21 protein-coding genes are annotated in these 24,119 nt (G+C 44.8%); 10 read left to right on the forward strand and 11 right to left on the reverse strand.

Translation table 11 applies throughout. From position 1 onward, the window contains the following. Positions 1 to 360 precede the first annotated feature (360 nt). A complete protein-coding gene (locus A3860_RS10925) occupies positions 361 to 2,802 on the forward strand; it encodes a DUF5686 family protein (protein WP_158085201.1) in 2,442 nt (813 codons plus the stop codon). 733 nt (positions 2,803 to 3,535) lie between these two features. Here the strand turns inward: A3860_RS10925 and A3860_RS10930 are convergent. Both A3860_RS10930 and A3860_RS10935 read right to left on the reverse strand, forming a co-directional pair. Then, positions 3,536 to 4,054 carry a DUF4399 domain-containing protein gene (locus A3860_RS10930; RefSeq protein ID WP_081146729.1) on the reverse strand — a complete coding sequence of 173 codons (519 nt, stop codon included), beginning with the start codon at positions 4,052 to 4,054 and terminating at the stop codon, positions 3,536 to 3,538. Between the two features lie 165 nt (positions 4,055 to 4,219). Then, on the reverse strand, positions 4,220 to 5,422 hold the full coding sequence (locus A3860_RS10935; protein WP_081146730.1) for an aspartate aminotransferase family protein: 1,203 nt from the start codon (positions 5,420 to 5,422) through the stop codon (positions 4,220 to 4,222). 198 nt (positions 5,423 to 5,620) lie between these two features. Here A3860_RS10935 and A3860_RS10940 point away from each other — a divergent pair, with 198 nt between their 5' ends. The 3 genes from A3860_RS10940 (at position 5,621) to A3860_RS10945 (ending at position 6,791) form a co-directional block, all read left to right on the forward strand. Continuing rightward, positions 5,621 to 6,148 (forward strand): gamma carbonic anhydrase family protein, encoded by a 528-nt coding sequence (locus A3860_RS10940; RefSeq protein WP_081146731.1) that lies wholly within the window; start codon positions 5,621 to 5,623, stop codon positions 6,146 to 6,148. Positions 6,149 to 6,221: 73 nt separating this feature from the next. Further along, positions 6,222 to 6,389: a hypothetical protein gene (locus A3860_RS41070; RefSeq protein WP_158085202.1), complete on the forward strand. Its 168-nt coding sequence runs from the start codon at positions 6,222 to 6,224 to the stop codon at positions 6,387 to 6,389. Between the two features lie 66 nt (positions 6,390 to 6,455). Continuing rightward, positions 6,456 to 6,791, forward strand: a complete 336-nt coding sequence (locus tag A3860_RS10945) for a DUF3630 family protein (RefSeq protein ID WP_081146732.1) — start codon at positions 6,456 to 6,458, stop codon at positions 6,789 to 6,791. A 55-nt stretch (positions 6,792 to 6,846) separates the two neighbouring features. Here the strand turns inward: A3860_RS10945 and rsgA are convergent, their stop codons facing one another. Genes rsgA through A3860_RS10970 form a run of 5 tightly spaced genes read right to left on the reverse strand, consistent with a single transcriptional unit; the run spans position 6,847 to position 11,652 of the window. Beyond that, positions 6,847 to 7,779: a ribosome small subunit-dependent GTPase A gene (gene rsgA / locus A3860_RS10950; RefSeq protein WP_081146733.1), complete on the reverse strand. Its 933-nt coding sequence runs from the start codon at positions 7,777 to 7,779 to the stop codon at positions 6,847 to 6,849. A gap of 47 nt (positions 7,780 to 7,826) precedes the next feature. Continuing rightward, a complete protein-coding gene (locus A3860_RS10955) occupies positions 7,827 to 8,834 on the reverse strand; it encodes a vWA domain-containing protein (protein WP_081146734.1) in 1,008 nt (335 codons plus the stop codon). A 3-nt stretch (positions 8,835 to 8,837) separates the two neighbouring features. Then, positions 8,838 to 9,743: a BatD family protein gene (locus tag A3860_RS10960; RefSeq protein ID WP_081146735.1), complete on the reverse strand. Its 906-nt coding sequence runs from the start codon at positions 9,741 to 9,743 to the stop codon at positions 8,838 to 8,840. Positions 9,744 to 9,745: 2 nt separating this feature from the next. Then, on the reverse strand, positions 9,746 to 10,618 hold the full coding sequence (locus tag A3860_RS10965; RefSeq protein WP_081146736.1) for a DUF58 domain-containing protein: 873 nt from the start codon (positions 10,616 to 10,618) through the stop codon (positions 9,746 to 9,748). A gap of 32 nt (positions 10,619 to 10,650) precedes the next feature. After that, on the reverse strand, positions 10,651 to 11,652 hold the full coding sequence (locus A3860_RS10970) for an AAA family ATPase (RefSeq protein WP_081146737.1): 1,002 nt from the start codon (positions 11,650 to 11,652) through the stop codon (positions 10,651 to 10,653). Positions 11,653 to 11,935: 283 nt separating this feature from the next. Between A3860_RS10970 and A3860_RS10975 the strand changes: the two genes are divergently transcribed. The 3 genes from A3860_RS10975 (at position 11,936) to A3860_RS10985 (ending at position 13,859) form a co-directional block, all read left to right on the forward strand. Further along, positions 11,936 to 12,415, forward strand: coding sequence for a lipocalin family protein (locus A3860_RS10975; RefSeq protein ID WP_081146738.1), 480 nt, complete (start codon positions 11,936 to 11,938; stop codon positions 12,413 to 12,415). 181 nt (positions 12,416 to 12,596) lie between these two features. Next, positions 12,597 to 13,031, forward strand: a complete 435-nt coding sequence (locus A3860_RS10980; protein ID WP_081146739.1) for a hypothetical protein — start codon at positions 12,597 to 12,599, stop codon at positions 13,029 to 13,031. Positions 13,032 to 13,418: 387 nt separating this feature from the next. Next, complete coding sequence (locus A3860_RS10985) at positions 13,419 to 13,859, forward strand: lipocalin-like domain-containing protein (protein ID WP_158085203.1); 441 nt, start codon at positions 13,419 to 13,421, stop codon at positions 13,857 to 13,859. A 72-nt stretch (positions 13,860 to 13,931) separates the two neighbouring features. Here A3860_RS10985 and A3860_RS10990 read toward each other — a convergent pair whose 3' ends face one another. Beyond that, on the reverse strand, positions 13,932 to 15,647 hold the full coding sequence (locus A3860_RS10990; RefSeq protein WP_081146741.1) for an NAD+ synthase: 1,716 nt from the start codon (positions 15,645 to 15,647) through the stop codon (positions 13,932 to 13,934). 172 nt (positions 15,648 to 15,819) lie between these two features. Here A3860_RS10990 and gldB point away from each other — a divergent pair, with 172 nt between their 5' ends. Continuing rightward, positions 15,820 to 16,836 carry a gliding motility lipoprotein GldB gene (gldB, locus tag A3860_RS10995; RefSeq protein WP_081146742.1) on the forward strand — a complete coding sequence of 339 codons (1,017 nt, stop codon included), beginning with the start codon at positions 15,820 to 15,822 and terminating at the stop codon, positions 16,834 to 16,836. Positions 16,837 to 16,844: 8 nt separating this feature from the next. Here the strand turns inward: gldB and A3860_RS11000 are convergent, their stop codons facing one another. From A3860_RS11000 to A3860_RS11010, 3 genes are all read right to left on the reverse strand, one after another. Further along, positions 16,845 to 17,324 (reverse strand): YcxB family protein, encoded by a 480-nt coding sequence (locus A3860_RS11000; protein WP_081146743.1) that lies wholly within the window; start codon positions 17,322 to 17,324, stop codon positions 16,845 to 16,847. Positions 17,325 to 17,830: 506 nt separating this feature from the next. Next, positions 17,831 to 17,953 (reverse strand): hypothetical protein, encoded by a 123-nt coding sequence (locus A3860_RS42075; protein WP_262497293.1) that lies wholly within the window; start codon positions 17,951 to 17,953, stop codon positions 17,831 to 17,833. A gap of 439 nt (positions 17,954 to 18,392) precedes the next feature. Continuing rightward, positions 18,393 to 21,758: a vitamin B12-dependent ribonucleotide reductase gene (locus A3860_RS11010; protein WP_081146745.1), complete on the reverse strand. Its 3,366-nt coding sequence runs from the start codon at positions 21,756 to 21,758 to the stop codon at positions 18,393 to 18,395. 454 nt (positions 21,759 to 22,212) lie between these two features. On the opposite strand from A3860_RS11010, the gene A3860_RS11015 reads away from it, so the two are divergent. Both A3860_RS11015 and A3860_RS11020 read left to right on the forward strand, forming a co-directional pair. Beyond that, on the forward strand, positions 22,213 to 22,941 hold the full coding sequence (locus A3860_RS11015; RefSeq protein WP_158085204.1) for a DUF2490 domain-containing protein: 729 nt from the start codon (positions 22,213 to 22,215) through the stop codon (positions 22,939 to 22,941). Positions 22,942 to 23,032: 91 nt separating this feature from the next. Then, positions 23,033 to 23,797: a geranylgeranylglyceryl/heptaprenylglyceryl phosphate synthase gene (locus A3860_RS11020; protein WP_081146747.1), complete on the forward strand. Its 765-nt coding sequence runs from the start codon at positions 23,033 to 23,035 to the stop codon at positions 23,795 to 23,797. The last annotated feature ends 322 nt before the right edge of the window (positions 23,798 to 24,119 follow it).

The raw sequence follows: 24,119 nt of genomic DNA on the forward strand, positions 1-24,119 counted from the left end.
TGCTGCCTGCAACCCGGAAACCTGAAATTGGTTATCCAGTTTCTATCGATGCCTGCTTAAACTAACTTATTTAATATTAGTCACATGCAAAAAGCAGCAATTGATCGTTTAAGTACCTGCAACAACATTATTGTTTATCATATTTCACGCTAATTATGATCAGGAAAAGTATGTTTATCGATTGGAAGGGGCTTTTACCGGCTACAGGATTCCATTTATCGTTTTTAACAATATGCTTTTATCTCTGTTATCGTATTTTTGGCGGAGAAACAAACCGACCTTATACGAATGCCTATTAGACCGTTTAAACTCCTGCTGCTTATTCTGTTAGCCCAAAACACAATAGCGCAAACCAGGATCTTGAAAGGAATTGTTAAAGATGCACATAGCGACGAACGTATTCCTTTCGCCTCTATGCAGTTTCAAGGACAAAAGACCGGCAAGCTCACCGATTCAGCAGGGAGTTTTATTTTCCGTTTTAACGAATGGCCTTCTTCTGACACGCTCATCATTTCTTATGTAGGCTATCAGGAATTCAAACTGCCATTCGATAGCTTTTTATTGGCAAAAGCCAAGAACAATGTTCTTGACATAAGCATCCTGATGGAACGGGGTAAGTTCGAAGCCGTGATAGTGAAAAGAAAGATCGACCGGGGTCTGCTGATGTGGAAGCGTATTGTAAAACACAAAGCCCAGAACGACCGCTACCGCTTCCACAACTTTTCTTACGAACTGTACAACAAACTGGAAGTAGACCTCAAGAACATCAAAAGAGAAAAATGGGAGAACCTGCCTTTTATCAAGAAGTTCAATTTTGTGCTGAACAATATTGATACTACGGAAGAGGGTGTTCCCTATTTACCAGTATACATTACTGAAGCCATTAGTGATTATTATTTCCAGAAATCGCCTCTGCGCCGCCGGGAAGTGTTCAAAGGCACCAAAACCATGGGGGTGAACAATGAAAGCGTTTCAAAACTATTGGGGGGCATTGATCAGAATGTAAACTTTTACGCCAACTTCATTCCGGTATTCGACAAACAATTTGTAAGCCCCATCAGCGATAACGGGGATGCATTCTATAATTACAAAGTACTGGATTCGCAATTTGTGAATGGCCGCCGCCTCATCCACTTCTTCTTTATACCCAAACACAAGGGACAAAACACTTTTGAAGGCGATTGCTGGGTGCATGATACCACTTTCGCCATTCAGAAAATGAACCTGCGCCTTGATAAGGACGCCAACGTAAACTATGTGAACAGGCTTAGCCTCATACAGGAATTCAGCCTGTTGAACGACAGCACCTGGTTCCTCACAAGGGATAAGTTTGTGGTTGATCTCTCCCTGCTATCGGGTGAAAAGCTGCTATCGGCCATTGGCAGAAAAACCACCACTTATAAAGACATTGTCGTAAATGATACCTCGGTTACCAATCAGCTGGCCAAGAACAAGCTCATTGAAGAAACCATATTTCCGCCCCAGGCCAATAACGCCCCCGATTCTTTCTGGACGGCGAACCGGCATGAAGAATTAAGCGTTCAGGAAAAGAAATTATATCAAACCATTGATACGCTGTTAAAGATCCCGGCCTTTCAACGGGCGGTAAAAACAGTTAATTTCCTGGCAACCGGTTACCTCGATGTAGGCAATTTTGAAATAGGTCCCTGGTACAACTGGATATACTCAAACGTGCTGGAAGGATATCGCTTCAGGTGGGACATGGGTACCAACAGATATTTCAGCAAAAAGCTACACCTGCATGGCTATTTGGCATACGGTACCAAGGACCAGAAATTCAAATACGAGGGCGACGCCATGTGGTTGTTCAACAAGAACCCACGCGCCTATATTATGGCCAAATACTCAAAAGATATTGATTATGGCCAGCTCTATTTTGATGAAGTAAGTCAGGATAACATCTTTGCACTGGCAGTAAGGAAAAATGGCGTGCCTATAAAATTCCTGAAGACAGAATTAATGCAAATGGACCTGTTTAAAGAATGGCATTCGGGTTTATCGGTTACCCTGAGCGGTGCACGAAAATTGTATGATCCTATAATGAACCTGCCGGCCAAAGAACTTTTCGAAGATGTAAATGACGGCGCTACCCAGCCATTAAATACCTTCGAAGCCTCGGTACAGCTTCGGTTTGCTTACCTTGAAAAGTTCATTGAAGGCACTTTTAGCCGCTACAGCATAGGCAGCCCCTACCCCATTACCACTTTCAAATATACCCGGGGTATGAAGGGGGTGTTTAACAGCCATTATGAATACAGCAAAATAAGCGGCAGTATTTCTGACTACCTGAAAATATCACCATATGGCAGCATTTACTATAATGTATTTGCCGGCCGAACTTTCGGCACCCTGCCCTTTATGCTGCTTGATGTAGCGCCAGGTAATGAAATTTACTATTATAACAAGTATGCCTATAGCCTGATGAACCGCTTTCAGTATTTGCACGACAAGTACGCGGGGTTCAATTTCGAACATAATTTCGGGTCTGGTATATTCCGGTTTACACCGCTTACGCGCAAATTGAAATTCCGTCAGTTCTATACTGTAAAAGGAATGTGGGGCAGCCTGAGTGATGAGAACAAGGCGCTGAACATGCCAGCCACTTCTGACTACAAGTTCGAATCGCTCGATGGTAAAACATACATGGAGATTGGTACCGGTGTCGACAACATCTTTAAAGTATTCAGAATTGATTTCGTTTGGCGGGTATTACCACAACCATTGCCCGATGCAAAATCGCAACGTTTTGGGATATTTGGCAGCTTTAGATTGCAGTTCTAGTGAGGAGTGAAAATTAGTGAGGAGTTCTCTTAAAATATTTAGCCTTCGTCGGCACTTGCTGGCGAAGGCTTTTTTTATGGAAGAAGGTGTGAAGTGTTCCTTCGACTCTTCGACTTTCAACCGGCGGGCGAATACCCGCTCAGAGCGAGTTGCAGGGATTTAAAAAAACAGGAACCAGAGAACTGGCTCCTGGTAAAGTGTAATTTGCGATACTTCACAAAGAAAAAGAACTACGATAATCAGCCAGTGTCCGATGAAATTCAGGGGTGATTTCTTTTCGTGCAATAACTGACTATCACTAATTAAAACAACTGACTGATACCGATGTACCAAATAACTATAAAAAAAAGTATCATATTTGATTTTGATCAATAGGAAAGCAAAATTGTTGCGCAGTTTTAGACTGATATACACAAAAAAAGGGCGATTAGAAAATCGCCCCGCAGGTCATGCCCTCAAAGCTATTGCATAGACCTTGTTTAACTTCTTCAAAAATATTGTACAGAATTTTAAATAAATAATTTTTTAGACGAGCTGCGGCATTTTAACAAATAAGTTATCTAAAACACCCTCATATAAGTCCTTAAATTTGTGTAAAAAAGACACTTTAATACGCCGTATTATCTACTCAAACGATTGCGTGATCGAAAAGAATTTTCTTCCGCAAATACGCCAATAAAAAAAAGGGCAGACACCTTTTCAGGTATCTGCCCCGGTTATTTATGAGCAACATTTATTTCTGTACAGTCACTTTCACCGATGAAGCCAGTTTACCACCGTATGAACGGTGAATGCCATCGGCATACTGCAGGGTGATGGTATGCTCACCGGGCGTTAATTTCAGCTCGGCTTCTTTTTGCGCATTACCAAAATGCAGGTGGGTAGAATCTTTAGGCACTACGGTTCCCGCAGCCAGTGAATCGCCGGCATCAATGAGAATATGATGGTGGCCTGAAGCGGGTTTTATTACACCGGCAGAATCCAGTGCAATGCCCGAAACGCCCATCTTTACCTTGTAGGGAGATTTAATTTTCTGCCCATTTTTCAGGTTTACGAAAAATACTTTGGCGCCCTCAGGGATAGCGGGCAATGGAGCAACCGCATTGGCAGAATCAGCCATTGGATGGTGTGAAGTAGTATCTACTGTTGCAGCTGTAGCAGTATCAGCAGTTTTTTCACCTTCCTTGGAGCCGCCATCGTTGCAAGCTACCATACCCAGGAACAGAAATGGAATAAGATCAGTTTTACGCATAGCCTATTTTTGAAGTGATTAAATATTGGTTAACCAGTCACCACAGGTATACAGTGGCGCAAATTTAAAGGTATAAAATTGATATCCACCTATTTATCGGGTCATTAACAATAAAACAACCCGGTTGTTCAATAACCCAACCATTTCAATAACACGGCCTTATGGTCACATTGGCGCCGCTTCTGCCTGTATTGCATCCAATATCGACAGCATGATCTTCACCGCTTTTTTTATTTCTTTGGCCGAAATGGTAAGGGGTGGCGCAATCCGCAAACATTCGGGCGCAAACAGGAACCAGTCGGTCAGTAAGCCCTGTTGCAAACACCCGTCGATCACTTTTTTATTGATATCAAAATTGTCAAACTCAAGGGCTATCAGCAATCCATTCACCCGTATTGTTTTGATAAGGGGGTGTTGCAACAACTCTCTGAACAGCGCGCCCTTATCGGCCACTTCGGGCATGATCCCATCTTTCAACAGTACTTTAAAAGCGGCCAGTCCGGCAGCACAGCAAACGGGGTGCCCGCCGAAGGTGGTAATATGGCCCAGTACCGGGTTTTCGGTAAGCACCTGCATAAGTTTTCTGTCGGCTACAAAAGCGCCCAGGGGCATTCCGCCGCCCAGGGCTTTCCCCATCAAAACGATATCGGGCACTACTTTGAATTGTTCAAACCCCCATAAGCTACCGGTTCGGCCAAAACCGGTTTGAATTTCATCGAGCACCAGCAGGGTGCCGGTTTCCCGGCATTTTTGCTCCAGGGCGGTCATCCATTCGCCCGAGGGGGCCACCACGCCCCGTTCGGCCTGAATGGTTTCGGCAATTACACAGGCAGTTTGGTTGTTGATCTCCTGCAGCGACTCAAAGGAATCGTATTCCAGGTGCAGCACATCGGGCAGCAGCGGGCGGAAGGCATTGCGCCAGTATTCATCGCCCATGACACTCAGTGCGCCCTGGGTACTGCCATGATAGCTTTTATTGAAGGCGATAATGCGGGTGCGGTTGGTAACGCGTTTGGCCAGTTTCATGGCTCCTTCGGTAGCTTCGGCGCCCGAATTGGTAAAATAGACCGAGTTCAGGGAAGCCGGCAAATGTTCAGTGAGCCATTTGGCGTATTGAACCTGGGGAGTTTCTATCATTTCGCCATATACCAACAGGTGCATATAGTCGTTCAGCTGTTTTTTTATGGCTTTTACCACTTTCGGATGCCGGTGGCCAACATTGCACACGCTGATGCCGGCAATGAGGTCGAGGTATTTTTTACCGGCGGCGTCGCGCAGGGTGGTCCCACTCGCTTTCACGATCTCGAGGCCCAATGGTGCCGGCGAGGTTTGGGCCACATGCCGTAGAAATAATTCGCGTTTATTCATAATCAGGGGCAAATATACTGGTTACCTGTTACCGGGATGCCAGAGAACCAGTTACAAGTTGCAGGTTACAGGTTACAGGGCGCAATAGCAGGGTACCGAAACAATTGCAAAATCCCGAAAACCAGGCCTTGTAACCTTAAACTTGAAACCTGAAACTAATTCAGGATATTTGTTGTAGAAACTTCAAACCTTACTATCATGCCAGTCATCTTACATGTAGAAGGGGTTTATCCCCAGTTCGGAAGCAATTGTTTTATTGCCCCTAACGCCACTATTGTTGGCGATGTAGTGATGGGCGACGATTGCAGCATCTGGTTCAATGCCGTTGTGCGCGGCGATGTAAACAGCATTCGCATGGGAAATAAAGTGAATATACAGGACGGCGCCGTTATTCACTGCACCTATAAGCGCACTCAAACCATAATCGGCAATAATGTGTCAATTGGTCATAACGCCATTGTACACGGTTGTACCATAGCCGACAATGTACTGGTTGGCATGGGCTCCATTATCATGGACCGGGCCCAGATCGGCAGCAATTCCATTATTGCGGCCGGCGCCGTGGTTCTGGAAGAAACCATCGTTCCGCCCGGCACCATTTTCGCAGGCGTACCGGCTAAAAGGGTGAAAGACATTGCTGTAAACCAGATCAATGGCGAAATTGACCGGATAGCCAACAATTACATCAAGTATGCCGATTGGTTCCGTGATCAGGTAACCGAATAATTGATTCTACCTATTGCATTAATGGCATAATATTTTTAGATTTAACTGCGTTTTATCCTTTGAAAATAAGCATATGAAATCCATTAGAATCGTTCTTTTTTTTGCAGTGCTGGCGGCTTATATTTTAGGTGGAAGTGCGTGCAGTCCGAAATACGGATGCCCCAGTAATGGCAAAAATGTAGGAGCCGAGCGCATACTGAGTGGCGAGAAGGTTCCAAAAGCGCGAAAGTTCAGATCGTAGTAATCCCTGCGAAACTCGGTTGAACCCCGGTTCAACTGTATCTATATAACACCCAAACCGTACTTTATGAGCCTGACTCTACGCACAGATTTTGGCTGCACCGAGGCCATCATTGATGATGACTGCGGACTGAAACGCTTTTATGAAGTGGCCAACATTCTCCTCGACGATCTCAAGATCCGGTTTTCCAACAAGCAGGATGATTTTGATACCTTAACGTGGAACTTCACGTACAAGGGTCATATACTTACGTTGTATTACAATATTTACACCGGTATTTCCATATACCCTAACAAAGTAAAAGAAGCTCCCCGCAAGGATAATGATGCGGTGATAGAGGTTGCCAAATACCTGGAGACCAAATTGCTGGTTAACAAGGCCAGGCGATTCATTGCGCAGTAACCGTTCACGCTTCGGTTCAGGATCCTTCCTTCTTCCAATCCAATATCCCCGGCTTTTAATAACTCTTTTCATCAATAGAGTCAAGAATGTTGACGTAACTCACATAGCGGTCTTCATCGATGACACCATTGATCACAGCATCTTTTACCGCACAGCCCGGTTCATTTATATGTAAGCAATTATTGAACTGGCATTCGGTAATGAGGCGCGCCATTTCAGGATAGTAATGCGAAAGCTCCTGGCGGCTAATATCAACCAAACCAAACTCACGCATCCCCGGCGTATCGATCACGCGGCCACCGGTTGGCTGTGGCAGATCGAACATTTCAGCAAAAGTGGTGGTATGCATTCCCTTGCCGCTCCAGCCGCTTACATCCTGTGTTTTTAATTGCAGCTCGGGGAAAATGGTATTTATAAAAGAAGATTTACCAACGCCGGAATGCCCGCTTAACAAGGTTATCTTATTTTCCAAAGCGGCCCGCACTTCTTCAACACCCTGGTTATTTTTAACCGACATCAATACCGTACGGTAGCCAATAGCCGCATACATTTCGTGCAGGGCTTCATATTTTTCCAGCTCTTTATTCCTGTATACATCAGCTTTATTGAACACAACAATGGCCGGTACATGGTAGGCTTCGCAGGTTACCAGAAAACGGTCAATAAACCCCTGTGAGGTCTTTGGATCCCTGAGAGTGGCAAATAATAACGACTGGTCGAGGTTGGCAGCCACAATGTGGTGCTGCATTTTATGTGATGGCGATTGCCGGTTAATGTAGTTGCGCCGGGGAAGAATTTCGGTAATGATGGCTGTATTGGCCGATTCGCTTTCAATATCAATCATTACTTCATCACCTACTGCAAGAGGATTGGTTGAGGTAATATCATCTATTTTGAAAACCCCTTTTATACGGGCACTCATAGCCTTGCCCGTTTCTGTTTTTATATTGTACCAACTGCCGGTTGACCGGTATACGATTGCTTTCATTAGAACATAAATGTACGCTATCCCGGGGAGACCGGTGACGCCTTCTATTATGGGAATTTCCTGAATAACGTATACCGCAAAAATATTTCAAGTATCATTAATACTGCGGCGGCAAATGCAAATGGGAAGAACCGTTCTGTATAGCGTTTGAGTGAAGTAACTTCTATGCGCGATTTTTCGAGCTTGTCAATTTCGGTATAAATCCTTTTTAAACTCTCATTGTCGCGGGCCCTGTAATACAAACCGCCGGTTTCGGTAGCGATCATCCGCAACAGTTTTTCGTCAATATTTACTTTTTGCTGCCGCGTAGTGGTGCCGCCAGCGCCATCAGGAATGGGTACCGGTGCATATCCTTCTGACCCTACCCCAATGGTGTATACCCGGATACCATAAGATTTGGCCAGTTCTTTTCCTGCCAGCGGATCAATACGGCCGCCCTGGTCTTCTCCATCGGTAAGCAGAATGATCACTTTCGATTTTGTTTTTACGCTCTTCAGGCGGTCAACGCTTACGCCGAGGCCATCGCCAATAGCGGTTCCATCTTCGAGCAAACCACGTTGTATATTGTAGATCTGGGTTTTTAATACTGCTTTATCGGTGGTTAACGGCACCAGCGTAAAACTTTCTCCCGAAAAAATAACCACGCCAATGCGATCGGTGGGGCGCATATCCACAAAGGCGGCTGCCATTTGTTTGGATGCTTCCATCCTATCGGGCAAAAAATCCTGCGCCAGCATACTACCACTTACGTCGAGGCAAAGGATGATATCGATACCCTGACCATTCTTCAATTCTTCATCATTACGCGTTTGTGGCCGGGCCATCGCCATAATGATACAGCTAACGGCCAGCAACCGGATGATAAAGGGTGCATGCCTGAAGGTATTTTTCCAGGAACTGCTTTTTCGGTAAACCGACAGCGACGATACTTTTATGGTACCCTGTTGCCGGCCATACCGGTTCAGGTACCAGTATAGCATCGCTGGTATCATTACAAATAATCCGAATACTTCGGGATATGCAAATGTTATATGTTCAAACCAATTGTACAGCAAGGGTCAGGAAATATTGTTTAGTGTTTTGATAGCCGATTGTATTACGGCAAAATTCTTTTCATTATCGGTTGCATCTGGCTGATAGCGGGCGAACTTTACAAAATCTGCGATCTGCAAGGCATGTACCAGTTGATTGAAACTTTCTTTATCTAAGGCCAGCTGGCGCAGTTGCGCAATCAGTTCTTCATTGGTTTTTTCGAGCGTGGCCACTTTCATTTTACGGAACATGAACACACGCAGAATATCGTTCAGCCGGCTGTAATAGGTTTTTATTTCTCCATTTTGCAGAAATCCCTGCCTGCGCAATTCTTCCAGGGCCTGCAACGCCTCTTCGTAGGGGCTTAATTTGGGCTGAACCGGTACCGGCGGTGCGGGCGCCACGTTCTTTGGCTTCCGCAACAGGTAAACGATAACTGCAATGGCTATAGCTGTAAAGGCGCCCAGGATCCAGGGTATCCAGGCCATCCAGGCCGGTTTGGGTACTTCTTCAATTTCTTTTATATCGCGATAATCTTTTGAAATATCGAGTTGGGCATAGCTTACTTCAATGGGAATGGAGTCGGTAGCATAGTTCTTTCCACCCACATTGATGGTCATGGGTGGAATAGCGACAACACCAGAATCAAAGCTGGTAATAGTAAGCTCCTGGTGAAATTGTTTGCCATCGATGTTATCGGAGGTATCGGCTTTGCCTTTCTCCATGATCTCGAAATGCGGAATGGTATCGAGGTTAAACCATTGCAGGGTTTGCCCCATGGGAACGCGTACTTCGAAGGTGAGTTTAATGGGCTCGCCAATAAGGATCTGGTCGCGGTTAACCGATGCCCTGGCCATCACCTGACCATGCATTTGAGCGGGGCCTGCGAGTAAACAACCAACAAGGATAATATTAAGAATACGGTTTTTCATAATTACCGGTTACGCCCGATAAAGAACTTCTGCAACACTTTTACATAATCTTCTCCGGTGCGTATATGCAGGAGGTCGCAACCCGCCCGCGTAAAGATATTTTTACAATAGTTTGTATGGTTAAAAAAAGCGGCTTCATGTTGCTGGCGAACCAGGTAATCGCTGGTATCTATCCAGGTGCGGGCCCCGGTTTCTGCATCTTCCACTTCCATCAGGCCGGCATCGGGTAACTGCATATCCATTTTATCATACACTTTTATGCCGATCACATCATGCTTTTTACCAGCCACCTTAAGGCCATCTTCAAAATCATTGTCAAGGAAGTCGCTTAATACGAAAACAATGCTGCTTTGCCGAACGGTATTGTTAAGCCGTTGCAGGGCCTGGCCCAGGCGGGTGCCTTTATGCTTGGGTTCAGCGGTGAGCAGTTCGCGCACAATATACAGCCCATGGTCGCGCCCCTTTTTGGGTGGAATGAATTTCTCTATCACATCGCTGAAGAACAGCACGCCTATTTTATCGTTATTACTGATGGCTGAAAAGGCCAGTACAGCCGCCACTTCGGTGATGAGGTCTTTTTTGCGTGCCTGGGTAGTACCAAACAGCGAGCTGGCGCTTACATCAACCAGCAGCATTACCGACAGTTCGCGTTCTTCTTCAAATACCTTGCTGAACGGGTGGTTAAAGCGGGCCGATACATTCCAGTCGATAAACCTGACATCGTCACCGGCGTGGTATTCGCGCACTTCTTTAAACAACATACCCCGGCCCTTAAAAGCACTGTGGTACTCACCCGTAAATAAATGGCGGGTGAGCTTTTTGCTTTTGATCTCCAGCTCGCGAACTTTTTTTATTATTTCGGCCGTAGTTAGCATAAACAATGGGTTTATTGGGTCTATGGCAGTTGTTAAGGCACCTGAATAACGCGCAAAACATCATCGATGATATTCTCTACATTAACATTCTCCGCTTCGGCCTCGTAGGTTAACCCCAGCCTGTGGCGGAGCACGTCTTTTGAAATACTGCGCACATCTTCGGGGATCACAAAACCGCGTTTATTCAAAAAGGCATGCGCTTTAGCGGCCAGTGCCAGGTTAATGCTGGCGCGGGGCGAACCGCCATAGGCGATCAGCGGCTTCAGTTTTTCCAGTTTGTATTTTTCGGGGAACCGGGTAGCAAATACAATATCGAGAATATAATTCTCCACTTTTTCATCCATGTATATCTGCCGGGTGAGGTCCTTTGCCTGGGTTATTTCCTGCATCGACACTACCTGGCTTACTTCAGGCGATTTCAGGCTCTGCACATTCTGACGGATAATGATCTGTTCTTCCTGTTTGGTAGGATAATCTATAATCACTTTCATAATAAACCGGTCCTGCTGCGCTTCGGGCAATGGATAGGTTCCCTCCTGTTCTAAAGGGTTTTGGGTGGCCAGTACCAGGAATGGTTCATCGAGCTTGTAAGTGCTATCACCTATAGTCACCTGCCGCTCCTGCATGGCCTCCAGCAGGGCGCTTTGCACTTTTGCCGGGGCGCGGTTGATTTCATCGGCCAGAATAAAGTTGGCGAAAATGGGCCCTCTGCGTACTACGAATTCATGTTTCTGCTGATTGTAGATCATTGTACCAATGACGTCGGCAGGAAGCAGATCGGGCGTGAACTGAATACGGCTGAATTTGGCATGTATGGCCTGCGCCAGTGATTTAATGGTGAGGGTTTTAGCCAAACCAGGAACCCCCTCCAGCAAAACATGCCCATTACTCAGCAGACCTATTAACAATCTGTCGAGCATATGGTGCTGGCCAATAATAACCCTGGCCGTTTCGTCGCGGAGCCGATCGATAAAAGCGCTCTGGTACTGAATTTTGTCATTGAGCTGCCGGATATCATCTGCTGTTAATAGCATATACGGGGTTTAGATATGAATGATTGATAATCAGTTATGAAAATACGCAAATGCCCTTGCAAGATGCTTGCCAACTTGCTAAAACAACCCTAAAATCAATAAAAATAAACATGTTTAACAAGATACAATAAAGGAGCAATTTAGGAGTTGTGGAACTTATTTCCTTCTGCCCTTTCCAAAAAGCAACGGAAAGGGAATAAAATTTGCTCATAATAGTATCTTATTTTGCGCCTGGTTTAGTAACATCCTGGTTCAGGCCCATTAAATCATAAAAACTGTTCAGATGAAAAAGTATGTATTTGCACTGCTGTCAATTGGTTTTATCATTTTTGGTTGTAAAAAGGATGATAATAACAATTCAGGCGATAAGGAAAAAATGACATTGATCACCAGCGCTGCCTGGAAATATGATACCATAGGTATTGATGGTGATAAAAATGGCACTATTGATCAGGCGTTACCGCCAGGCTTCATTGACAATTGCGATAAAGACAATACCATTACATTCAAAAGTGATAGTACAGGCACCCTCAACGAAGGAGCCACCAAATGTAATTCAAGCGACCCACAAACTACCCCTTTCAAATGGTGGTTTAAAGAGAATGGGACCGTATTGTACACACCCGACCAAATTTTTGGAACGAGCTATTTCAGCGGTGATGTAAAAGTAGGTGAACTTTCAAGTACCAAACTGCGGTTAATAAAAGATGTTACATATCCGCCTTATGGCACTTATACCGTAATTCTTGACCTGAAACATTAAACGTAATTTCAACATATTTTAGAGCCTCCCGATGCATCGGGAGGCTTTTTTATGGACTTCAACTTATCCAAATGTTTTTTCCCCGGAAAGAAGGGGTAAAATACCCAATCGCTTAGGCAATAAAGTGGCATAAGTACAGTTAATTTGCCGGCCCCGAAATTCGTCACCCTAAAAAACAAATATGAATTGCACGTTTACCAAATCCTTTGCCTTATTACTATTAGCAGCTGCCGTTTTCACTGGTTGCGGCAAAAGTGAAACACAAACCAAAACAGAGTTACTGACCAAAAAAACCTGGGTCCTGTCTGATTATGGATACGATGATAATTTAAACTGGACTATCGAAAGTTCGGAAAGTTATATGTGGACTTGTGACAAAGACAACGTTTTTACTTTCAAAACAAATGGTACACTTTCAGAAGATGAAGGAACAAACAGATGCTACAGCGCAACAGGATACAGTTATGACTGGACGTTATCAAGTGATGGTACCAAGCTAACCATTGACAGCCGGACTTATACCATAAAAACGCTCGACAGCTATACACTCGAGATATATTATGATTACCAGGGTTCTAACGGACCTTCAAGATATATTAAAAGATGGTCACACTAAACCCTGATTGAACCATAAAAAAAGAGACCGGCCTTTAAACAGCCGATCTCTTTTTTATGTCGCAATAAAACTTACGCATTCGACCACTCATCATCTTATCAAGTATTCTTGTTAAAAAAATTAATAAATACTACTGGCTGCACAATAAAGTCACACGAATACAGTTTATTTGCTTGCACTTTTCAATAACCCTAAAACAGCCATTATGTACCTGCTCACACTGACCGTTCAAAAGAAATAGCTACCTGCTTTTCTTCCAGTTCACAACCAGCATATAGAACCAGACACAATCAGACAATCAGTTTAATAGTAGGGGAAAAATTACATCAGCAATGCTACCCATTGTTAGGGTAACGTATGACTATGTTAATCAAAAACCCAAATATTATGCTTCGTTCATTTACCAAAACCCTTGCGTTAGTATTATTTGCTACAGCCACTTTTACGGCTTGTAAAAAAAACCATGACGATGACAGCCTGGCTATTACAAAAGAGAACCTCGTAGCTACTTACACGTTGTCTTCCATGAAAATGAAAGGCACCAATTATCCTGAAGCGGATGTTACTAGTCAATTTTATGATGCCTGCGAAAGAGATGATCAGACTGTTTTAAAATCTGACGGAACCATGAGTTACGTAGACGCAGGTACAAAATGTTCTTCTGCCGGAGATTATACAAGTACATGGTCTATTTCAGGCAGCAAGATCACCATCGACGGAGATGAATACACTGTAAAATCACTGACTAAAGGACAGTTGGTTTATGAAGTGTCTTCAACCTATAGTGGCCAAACAGTTACTGTAACTTATACCTACAGTAGAAAATAATTCCATCTTTTAAGAATGAAAAAAGCCTCCTGACGTATCTGGAGGCTTTTCCTTTTATAGATTGTATTTTCATTACGACAAATACTTCCCCACTATCGGCACCCGGCGCCCTACACCGAATGCTTTACAGCTTACGCGTATGATGGGGCAGAACTGGTTGCGCTTGTACTCATTGCTGTTCACCATTTTCAACACCCGTTTTACCAGCGTTTCATCAATGCCCATGGCAATAAGTTCTTTGGGCCCTTTTCTTTTTTCAATGTATTGATACAGCACTTTATCGAGCACCGAATAATCGGGTAAGCTGTCGCTGTCTTTTTGTTCGGGCCGTAATTCGGCCGAAGGAGGTTTGGTGATGATATTCTCCGGAATGATCTCTCCGTTGCGGTTAAGGTAATTGGCCAGCGCATATACCTGCATCTTATATACATCGCCCAATACACTTATTCCACCCGCCATATCGCCATACAGGGTCCCATAACCGGTGCTCAATTCGCTTTTATTAGAAGTATTCAGTAAGATATAACCGAACTTATTGGCAATACCCATTAAAAGATTACCGCGTGCACGGCTTTGGAGATTCTCTTCAGCCAGCCCAAACGGCAGATCGCCAAACACAGGCTTCAGGGTATGCAGCAACGCATCGTACACATTCTTTATTGGTACAATGTCATAGGGGTTGCCCAGGTTCCTGCTTAATTGTTCAGCGTCTTCAACCGAATGCGAAGTCGAAAAATGAGATGGCATTAAAATAGCCCTTACATTTTCCCGGCCCAATGCCCGGGTGGCCAGGGCCTGGGTAACCGCACTGTCGATTCCACCCGAACTGCCCAGTATGGCCTTTGTAAAACCCATTTTGCGGAAATAATCCCTGATGCCCAGAATAAGCGCTTCTTTTATTTGCCCGATATTTTCATCAGAAGTGAGGTATTCAATGATCTTTTCGGGGTCTTCCACTTTACCCACGCGCATATCTTTATCAAATTCCGGAACGGCCTTCAACGGTTTGCGTTTTGCCTTTTGCACCTCAATTTCGTCGAGGTTCACGATGGCAAAATCCTCTTCAAAATATTTCATCTCCTTTACGATCTGTCCGTTGGCATCCATCACCAGGCTGCCGCCATCAAATACCAGCTCGGTTTGTGAACCAATGGCATTGCAATAGAACATGGGCAGCCCATATTTCAGCACGTTAGCCCGCACGATCTCTTCCCGGTCCTGGTCATGATCGTAATCGAAAGGAGATGCCGAGATGTTGATCATTAAATCGGGTTGTTGCGTAATGAGCACATCCATGGGACATTGCCGGTACAATGGATTATCGCCGAGGTTCCAGATATCTTCACAAACGGTCAATGCTATTTTCTTTCCTTTAAACTCCAGCACATTCCATTCAAACCCTGGTTCAAAATAGCGGTATTCATCAAACACATCATAATTCGGTAACAGTGTCTTATGTGCAACGCCCACTATTTTCTTATCGTACAGCAGCCAGGCTGCATTAAACAGGTCTTTCCCTTCTTTTTGCGGGTTCCGTTGCGGACTGCCGATAATTACCCCAATGGTATCGGCCTGTTCTTTTATGATGTCAATGGCCTTATAGCATTCGTTGATAAAATCGTCAAATTCCAGGAAATCGCGTGGCGGATAACCACAAATACTTAATTCGGAAAAGATCACCAGGTCGGCCTTCCGGCTTTTGGCATATTGAATTGCCCCCATGATCTTCCGGGTATTATCTTCAAAATTCCCTATATGATAATTTTGTTGCGCAATGGCAATTTTCATTTTTGAATTTTAGGTTAAAAAAGCATCCCCTATTTGTAAGCGCAAATTTACGCCAATGTGCCAAGCTATACAAGCTTGGCCCGATATGCCCTATATTGCAGGCCGTTACAACAAAAACCGGGTGGTTTGCGTTCCTTGAAACCCCATCAGATCAAACTATAAATATTGTCCAATGAAACGAACAGGTTTGGTATTATTGATCGTTGCCGGATTATTTTCCTGTAAAGACAAAAACGCTCCCGACGTGTCGGATATCAAGATCGACCTTACAGTAAAACGGTTCGAACAGGATTTTTTTGCCATTGATACCAACCATATAATGCCCGCCCTGAATCAGGTTGGGCAAAAGTATCCCCTGTTCCTGGGCGATTTTTTATACAACATCATGGAACTGCCCGGTATAAGCGATACCAGTATGCAGGAACAGGCCCTGCTGAAAAAATTCATTGGCGATTACAAGCCGGTCAAGGATTCGGCCGATCAGGTATTCCGAAATTTCGGTTCCATTGAAAAGGATATAAAAAAGGGATTACAGTATGTGAAATACTATTTTCCGAACTATAAAACACCGGCGCAACTGATCACCTATATCGGGCCCATGGAAGGGTATAGTGATGTAATTACCCGCGATGCGCTGGCAGTAGGTTTGCAACTGCACATGGGCAATCAATATTCATTATACAGCAGCAGTATTGGTCAGTCGGTATTTCCCGATTACATCTCACGCCGGTTCACGCCCGATTATATTGCAGTGAATTGCATGAAGAATATTATCAATGATATAGCCCCTGAAAAAAGCGGCAGCAGTCCGCTGGTTGAGCAAATGGTTGAAAAGGGGAAGCGTTTATATGTGTTGGATAAGATCATGCCTTATACCGAGGATACACTGAAAACAGGTTATACCGCTTTACAATTGAAAGGTTGTTATGAAAATGAGGGCAGAATTTGGAATTATTTTCTCACACAAAACCTGTTGTTCAATATTGAGCCCGTGAATATAAAAGCGTATATGGAAGAAGCGCCCAATACGCCTGAACTGGGCGACAAATCACCCGGCGCCATCGGGATATTTGTTGGCTGGCAGATCGTAAAGAAATATATGACCAAACACAGTGATCTTTCTTTAAACGAGTTGTTACATACCGATCCGAAAAAGATATTTGAAGAAAGTAAATACAGACCAGGATAACCTGGAAATTACTTCTTCCCAATCTTCGTCCTCAGCATTTCCCGGGCATTCTGCAGGTCGGTGATTGATTTAAACGAATCTTTAGGCACCAGGAAAAAGGAACGGGCATCGAAATACAGGTGAAAAAAATAAGGGCTTTCTACAAAATAGCTGAATTTTTTCCAGGGCCAGCCTTTTGATCCTTTTTCGGTTTCCAGCACCACATTCTCCTCTTCAAAATGCATGATAAAATGGTCCTTAAAGGTGAGCGACCGGCGATAAATGCTGCCCGGCAAAATGCGCCAGATGACCAGCATCAGCATAAACCACAAAAAGGAAAATATTAAAAACGAAATGGCCTGAATTTTCTTCAGGTAAAACAATACCGCCGAGGTAATTGCAAATACATTGATGAGTACCAGTAGGACCTTTATTTCCGGACGCATTAAAAAGTGATAGCGTAAAGCCTGTATCACCTGCTTTTTATCATAGCCAAATTGAACTGTCATTCAGTTTTCCCCTATTAAGGCCGTAAAAGTAAGAATTCCCGGTAAAGTGGGGTTAAAAACAGGGTTCAAATTAATGAACCCTGTCCAGCAGTGCACATGAAACAATCCCGCAAAGCGGGAAAGTCCTGTTTTCAGGGCAAAATTGTTCTTAATGGCTATACTTAAGGTTTAGTAATACGTCTCTCGAAATATGTTGAAGTGCGGGGCAATTATTTCTTCTGCAAACGTACTTCGCCGAATGGGCGGAAACAATACCACTTTGTGGTGCTATTTTTATGGAGATTTTTCCTTAATGGGCTGTATAACAATTATTTAATATTATTTCGTATACCGTGTTGCCCATGGGGTAAGCGGGTATTTTTTATTCATGTTTAAACATAAAAAGCCCTGGTAGCCAGTCCAGCTCATGCGGGCATACCACCAGGGGTAATATTTTAATGATTTTAAAAATGGGGGCAAATAAAAGCTGGCACAATAGCGCCTGCTTCGCCCAGTGAGGCAATACCTCAGCGTATCATTCTGCCACATTTCGCCTTGCCATTGGCGGCTTCGAAAGGCGTAATATAGCGGCTGCAGGAAGCCAACGAGGCAAATCCAATTGTCAGTAAGAGCAATGTTTTAAATCTCATGCGTGCAAAGGTGGTTTTATATAAGGGTAAAACGTGCTGATCTTTCAAATCAATACAAAAGAATATATAAAGAAATGTCAAAATAAGTAGATGAACCGGCGGGTTGTACGGGTAAATGGATAACTATTGCGATTTAGGGTTTTGAACGATCCATTGGGGCAGAAGCCTGCGCCAACCTGGTTTTGACAGCTCCGGCCGGGTAAAGGTTTCGGAAAATTGGGTGGAAGCCTCAGCCAACCCATAATTTGAAATTCCCGGCGGCCAACAAAAAAAATCCGCCCATAAAAATGAGCGGATTGAAGTTTATAAATATAACCGTCCAAAAATTAGCATTTAATGTTCCTGATAACAGGCAATCATACCTTGCTTTGTTTCAGGTACCGGCTACTGCTGCAACCGGCCAGGATATTGGAACGGGTACTTGTGATCGGGAACCCCATTAACTACAGCCCATACTATTTCCGCAGTTGAGACATTTATAACAGGTACCGCTGCGAATAGTTATATGTCCGCAGGTATTACAGGCCGGCGCATCGCTCTGCATGCTTTTAGCGGCTGCATTGATGGCATCCATGCCTGCTTCTGCTTTTTTAACAGTGGCTTTTACTGGTTTTAATGGTTCTACATCCGGTGCTTTCGCTGGTTTACCGGGCACAATGCGTACATCACTTAATGGAGGCGTTTTTTTTTCGTACTCCAGTGATGTGGGAATTTCATCCCAGTCATCGGTGCCGGTATTCATTACTTCGGGGCGGTCGAGTACATGCACCAGATCGGTTCTTCCCAGATACTCATAAGCCAGGGCACGGAATATAAAGTCAACAATAGATGTAGTGCTCTTGATATTCGGGTGGTCTACCATGCCCGCAGGATCAAAGCGGGTGAACACGAACTTCTCAACAAACTCTTCCAATGGTACGCCGTACTGCAAACCAATTGAAATTGAAATGGCAAAACAGTTCAGCATACTACGCATGGTAGCGCCTTCCTTGGCCATATCAATGAAGATCTCGCCTACGGTTCCGTCACCATATTCGCCGGTGCGTAAGAAAATAGCCTGTCCGTTTATCTTGGCTTTCTGGGTATAGCCACGGCGTTTTGCGGGTAATGTTCTGCGTTCTACAATGCGTGCCAGTTCGCGTTTCAGCCTGGTGTCGGGTGAGGCCTGTACGCGTTTTTGTACTTCGCCCAGCAATTCGGTAATAGTCAATTTTCCTAAATCAACAATGTTCGATTCCTGTGGTTCAGCGGCAGGTGTCTTATCTGTGGTTTCTTCTTCCACTTTCTTCTTCTTATCGCTCTTGTTGCTGAGCGGCTGGCTGAGCTTGGAGCCATCGCGGTATAACGCGCAGGCTTTTAAACCCAATTGCCAGCTCATCATGTAAGCATCTGCAATTTCATCTACTGTGGCTTCATTAGGGAGGTTAATGGTTTTTGAAATAGCACCACTCAAAAATGGTTGTGCGGCGGCCATCATACGAATATGGCCATGGGCATGAATGTAACGTTGTCCCTTTTTACCGCATTTGTTGGCACAGTCAAAAACGGGCAAGTGTTCGGCCTTCAGGAAAGGAGCACCTTCAATGGTCATGGTGCCGCAGATGTAATCATTGGCTGCTTCAACCTGTTCATCAGTAAATCCTAATGCTTCGAGCAGGCTCCATTCAAAATTAAAATATTGCTCAGGTTTGAATCCCAGGCGCTGCAGGCACTCTTCCCCGAGCGTGTAAACATTGAATACGAATCCGATCTCAAAGGCGGAAGCTACTGCGGCATCTAATTTCCTTATCTCTTCGGCGATAAATCCTTTTTCACTTAGGGTCTGGTGATTGATGTGCGGAGCGCCAACAAAAGTGCCGGCTCCAACCGCGTACTTAACAATGGATTCAATTTCACGGGTCTGGTATCCGAGATTTTTCAAAGCTGTGGGTACGCTCTGGTTAATGATCTTGAAATAACCGCCGCCACTGAGCTTCTTAAATTTAACAAGGGCAAAATCCGGTTCTACGCCGGTTGTATCGCAATCCATTACCAAACCAATAGTACCGGTTGGTGCTATAACGGTAACCTGGGCATTGCGGTAACCATATTTCTCGCCTAATTGTACTGCTTCATCCCATGCTTTGGTAGCGGCTTTCAGCAGGTAATCGGGACAATATCTTGCTTTTATACCCTGGGGCTTAATGTGCAGTTTCTCATACTCATCTGCATCATAAGCTGCCAGGCGGTGATTGCGCATTACACGCAGCATATCTTCCCTGTTCTCTTCATACCGGGCAAAGGGTCCTAAAATAGAAGCCAGCTCGGCAGAAGTTTTATAAGCTACACCGGTCATAATAGCGGTGAGCGCGCCGGCAATGCCGCGGGCTTCTTCACTATCGTACGGTATGCCCATTACCATCAACATAGAACCCAGGTTGGCATAACCCAAACCCAGCGTGCGGTAATCGTAACTCAGCTGGGCCACTTCTTTTGAAGGGAACTGCGCCATCAGCACAGATACTTCCAGCACAACGGTCCACAAACGGCACACATATTCAAAACCTTCTACGTCGAAAGTATTGTTAGTCTCATTGTAAAAACGGCGCAGGTTGGCTGATGCCAGGTTACAGGCCGTATTATCGAGGAACATATATTCACTGCAGGGGTTGGAAGCATTGATGCGGCCACCCTTGGGGCTGGTATGCCATTCATTGATGGTGGTATCATATTGCGTTCCGGGGTCGGCACAACGCCAGGCAGCATAGGCAACCTGGTTCCATACTTCGCGGGCGGGAATGCGCTTCATCACTTTACCATCGGTTCTGGCCTTTAATTCCCAATCTTCATTATTATTGAGCTTGTTAAAGAATTCGTTGGGAATACGAATGGAGTTGTTTGAGTTTTGTCCGCTTACTGTTTTGTATGCTTCACCTTCATAATCACTGGGATAACCGGCAGCAATGAGGGCGCCTACTTTCTTTTCTTCTTCTACCTTCCAGTTAATGAACTCCATAATTTCGGGGTGGTCGAGGTCGAGGCAAACCATTTTGGCTGCCCGGCGGGTAGTGCCACCACTTTTGATGGCGCCGGCTGCGCGGTCACCGATCTTCAAAAAGCTCATTAAACCACTTGAGGTACCGCCACCGCTTAATTTCTCCCCTTCACCCCTGATATGTGAGAAGTTGGTTCCAACGCCACTGCCATATTTGAAGATGCGGGCTTCGCGCATCCACAGGTCCATAATACCTCCATCATTCACCAGGTCATCTTCTACGCTTAATATAAAGCAGGCATGCGGTTGTGGACGCTCATATGCTGAAGTAGATTTTTTCAATTGACCGTCAACGGCGTCTACATAGTAGTGGCCCTGCGGTTTTCCCTTGATGCCATAGCTTTCGAACAAACCGGTATTGAACCATTGCGGGCTATTGGGTGTGCACGACTGGTTAAGGATACAATGTACCAGCTCTTCATAAAAAATAGTGGCATCCTGTTCTGAAGCAAAATAACCATACTTTTCACCCCAAACCTTCCAGCAGTTGGCCAGGCGGTGCGCCACCTGTTTTACCGAAGTTTCACGGCCCATTGAACCATCTGCCTGGGGAACACCTGCCTTGCGGAAATATTTCTGGGCAAGAATATCGGTGGCAATCTGACTCCAGTGCTTGGGCACCTCTACATTATTCATTTCAAACACTACTTCACCAGTTGGATTGCGGATCACACTCGTTCGGTAATCATATTCAAATTGATCAAATACGGAGATTCCGTCCTTGGTGAACCGGCGATTGAACTGTAAGCCTTTCGATTTCTTGCTGGGCATAGGTTACTTAGTTTTTAACATGAATAAATCAGGGTAGAGGGAAAACGAAAATATCCAGTCAGGGCCAAAATTCCCAGCTTTTAATATGCACACCTGTGGAAAAAGCATGTTGAAAATACTATACCTCAAGCTGGGTGTGACTTACTCGATTTTTGCACAGAATACGGCCCTATGTTAATTAATTTATTTAGGCTGTTATCAAAAAAAAACGTATCTATTAAGCTGCTGTGCTACATTCCATTTTAGATGAAATTATGCTTTATAAACAACTGTTGCCAGTTACCGGTTTCCTGTTACCGGGCCCTTAATGCCGAACGCCTGCCGATAATCAAACTGCACTTAATTTGAGCCCAGGTTACCGGTATCTTGTAACCGGTAACTACTTACAAACGACCATTAGAGAATTGTTCTTTTTCTTTGCGCACGTATGTCTTTTTATAAACAATTAATGGTAATGATAGTTGGAATGGTTGCCGGTAATGAATCCCACTCGCAACTGTCATTATCGGCCTGGGCTACCACCAACAACCAGATTGCGATCTCGCATAAGGTCATTTACCAGTTGGAAGCCAGTTTCAGAAGCGATACCAAAAGAGAATACCTACAAACATTCTTACTTAGAACGGGCGCCTTTGTGCAATTGAACAGCCAATGGAGCCTGGGGGCCGGGTATTGCCTTACCGATAACCGGCGCACCATTAGCGGTGTTACGGGCTATGCCGCTGAACATCAGGCCCTTGAACAGGTATGGTTTACGCACCCGGTTTATTTTGGTTCGGGCCCGCAACACCATAAAACCATTATGCGCCACCGATTACGGCTCGAGAACCGGTTCCTGCCCCAAATGGTGGCCGAAAATGACCACCTCACACGCACCGGCTCTTCCTTTAGCAACCGGCTGCGGTACCAGCTCAGGGAGCAAATACCGCTGGTTCGCACCCAGGCCGATTTTACAAAGGGAATGTACCTTTTGCTGCAAAATGAGTTCTTTTTTAACATAAGCGGGCAGCAGTATGTAAATGGAAAGCTATTTGATCAGAATCGCAGCTTAATGGCCACGGGATACCGGTTCAACCGGGCCCTTGACCTGGAGTTATCGTATATGTTACGGACCATCAAAGACGCCGGGAATGGGTGGTCGCACGAAAACCTGGTTCAGGTGACTGCTTTTACGAGATTGTAATGGCCTGAAAAACAATAATTGGTAAAAGTTTGGGTACCTTTTGGCCCCTTTCGAAAAGTTTTTGCATTTTTGTAGTCACCAATAGCCCAGCATGACGAATCGCATTTATCAATCTTTACTGCAGCATAAGGAGAAAGGACAGAAGTCATTTGCAGTACTGATTGACCCAGACAAGGTTACAGTAGAAAAAATTGATGAATTAACAGCATTGGCCATCGAAGCAAGGGTTGATTACCTGCTGGTGGGTGGCAGCCTTGTTGTCACTAACCGGCTTGATGAGGTGGTACAACAGATCAAAAAGAACTGCAACATTCCGGTGATCCTGTTCCCGGGCAGTCCCTCCCAGATAACGCCTTATGCCGATGCATTGCTCTATCTCTCCCTTATTTCGGGCCGCAATGCCGAATTGCTGATCGGCCAGCACGTGATTTCGGCCCCATTCGTAAAACAAAGCCGGCTCGAGATCATTTCTACGGGTTACATGGTCATTGACGGCGGCGCCCCCACTACCGTTTCCTACATCAGTAATGCAGCACCTGTTCCTGCCGACAAAAATGAGATCGCTATGTGCACGGCCATGGCGGGTGAAATGCTGGGCATGAAACTCATTTATATGGATGCCGGCAGCGGCGCCAAACGCCCTATCACCGAAAGCATGATCGAGAAAGTGGCGCAGATCATTGAAGTACCACTGGTGATTGGTGGCGGCATTACCGATCCTGAAAAAGCTTACCGTAATTGTAAAGCAGGCGCCGATATGATCGTGATTGGCAATGCCATTGAGAAAGACGCTTCGCTGATCAGGGAAATGAGCGCTGCTATACACTCTGTACCGAAAGTTTCCCGAACTATTTGATCGCGCTGTTGTTTATTGTTCTATAGTCTGATAGCACTATGGCGATGCTTACAAACAGGCATTAGTTTCGACCGGCACCAACAGAACCACGAAACCATAAGGCCATCAGGCCCAGCCCGGATGAACGTCGTTAGGGCCGGCATTGGGGAGTTTAGGGTATTTAAAGATTTACACAAAATTTTACACTAAAAATCCCCAATGATATAAAAAAAGTGTTTTTCTTTGCGGTGACAAATTCTATATACTCAAAAGCATACCCGTTTAAAATGCAAAAAAATCTCACCATAATACTCGCTGATGTACTCGCGCAAGCCGTGAGCAC

This window comes from Niastella vici, assembly GCF_002077945.1.
Taxonomy (GTDB): Bacteria; Bacteroidota; Bacteroidia; order Chitinophagales; family Chitinophagaceae; genus Niastella; species Niastella vici.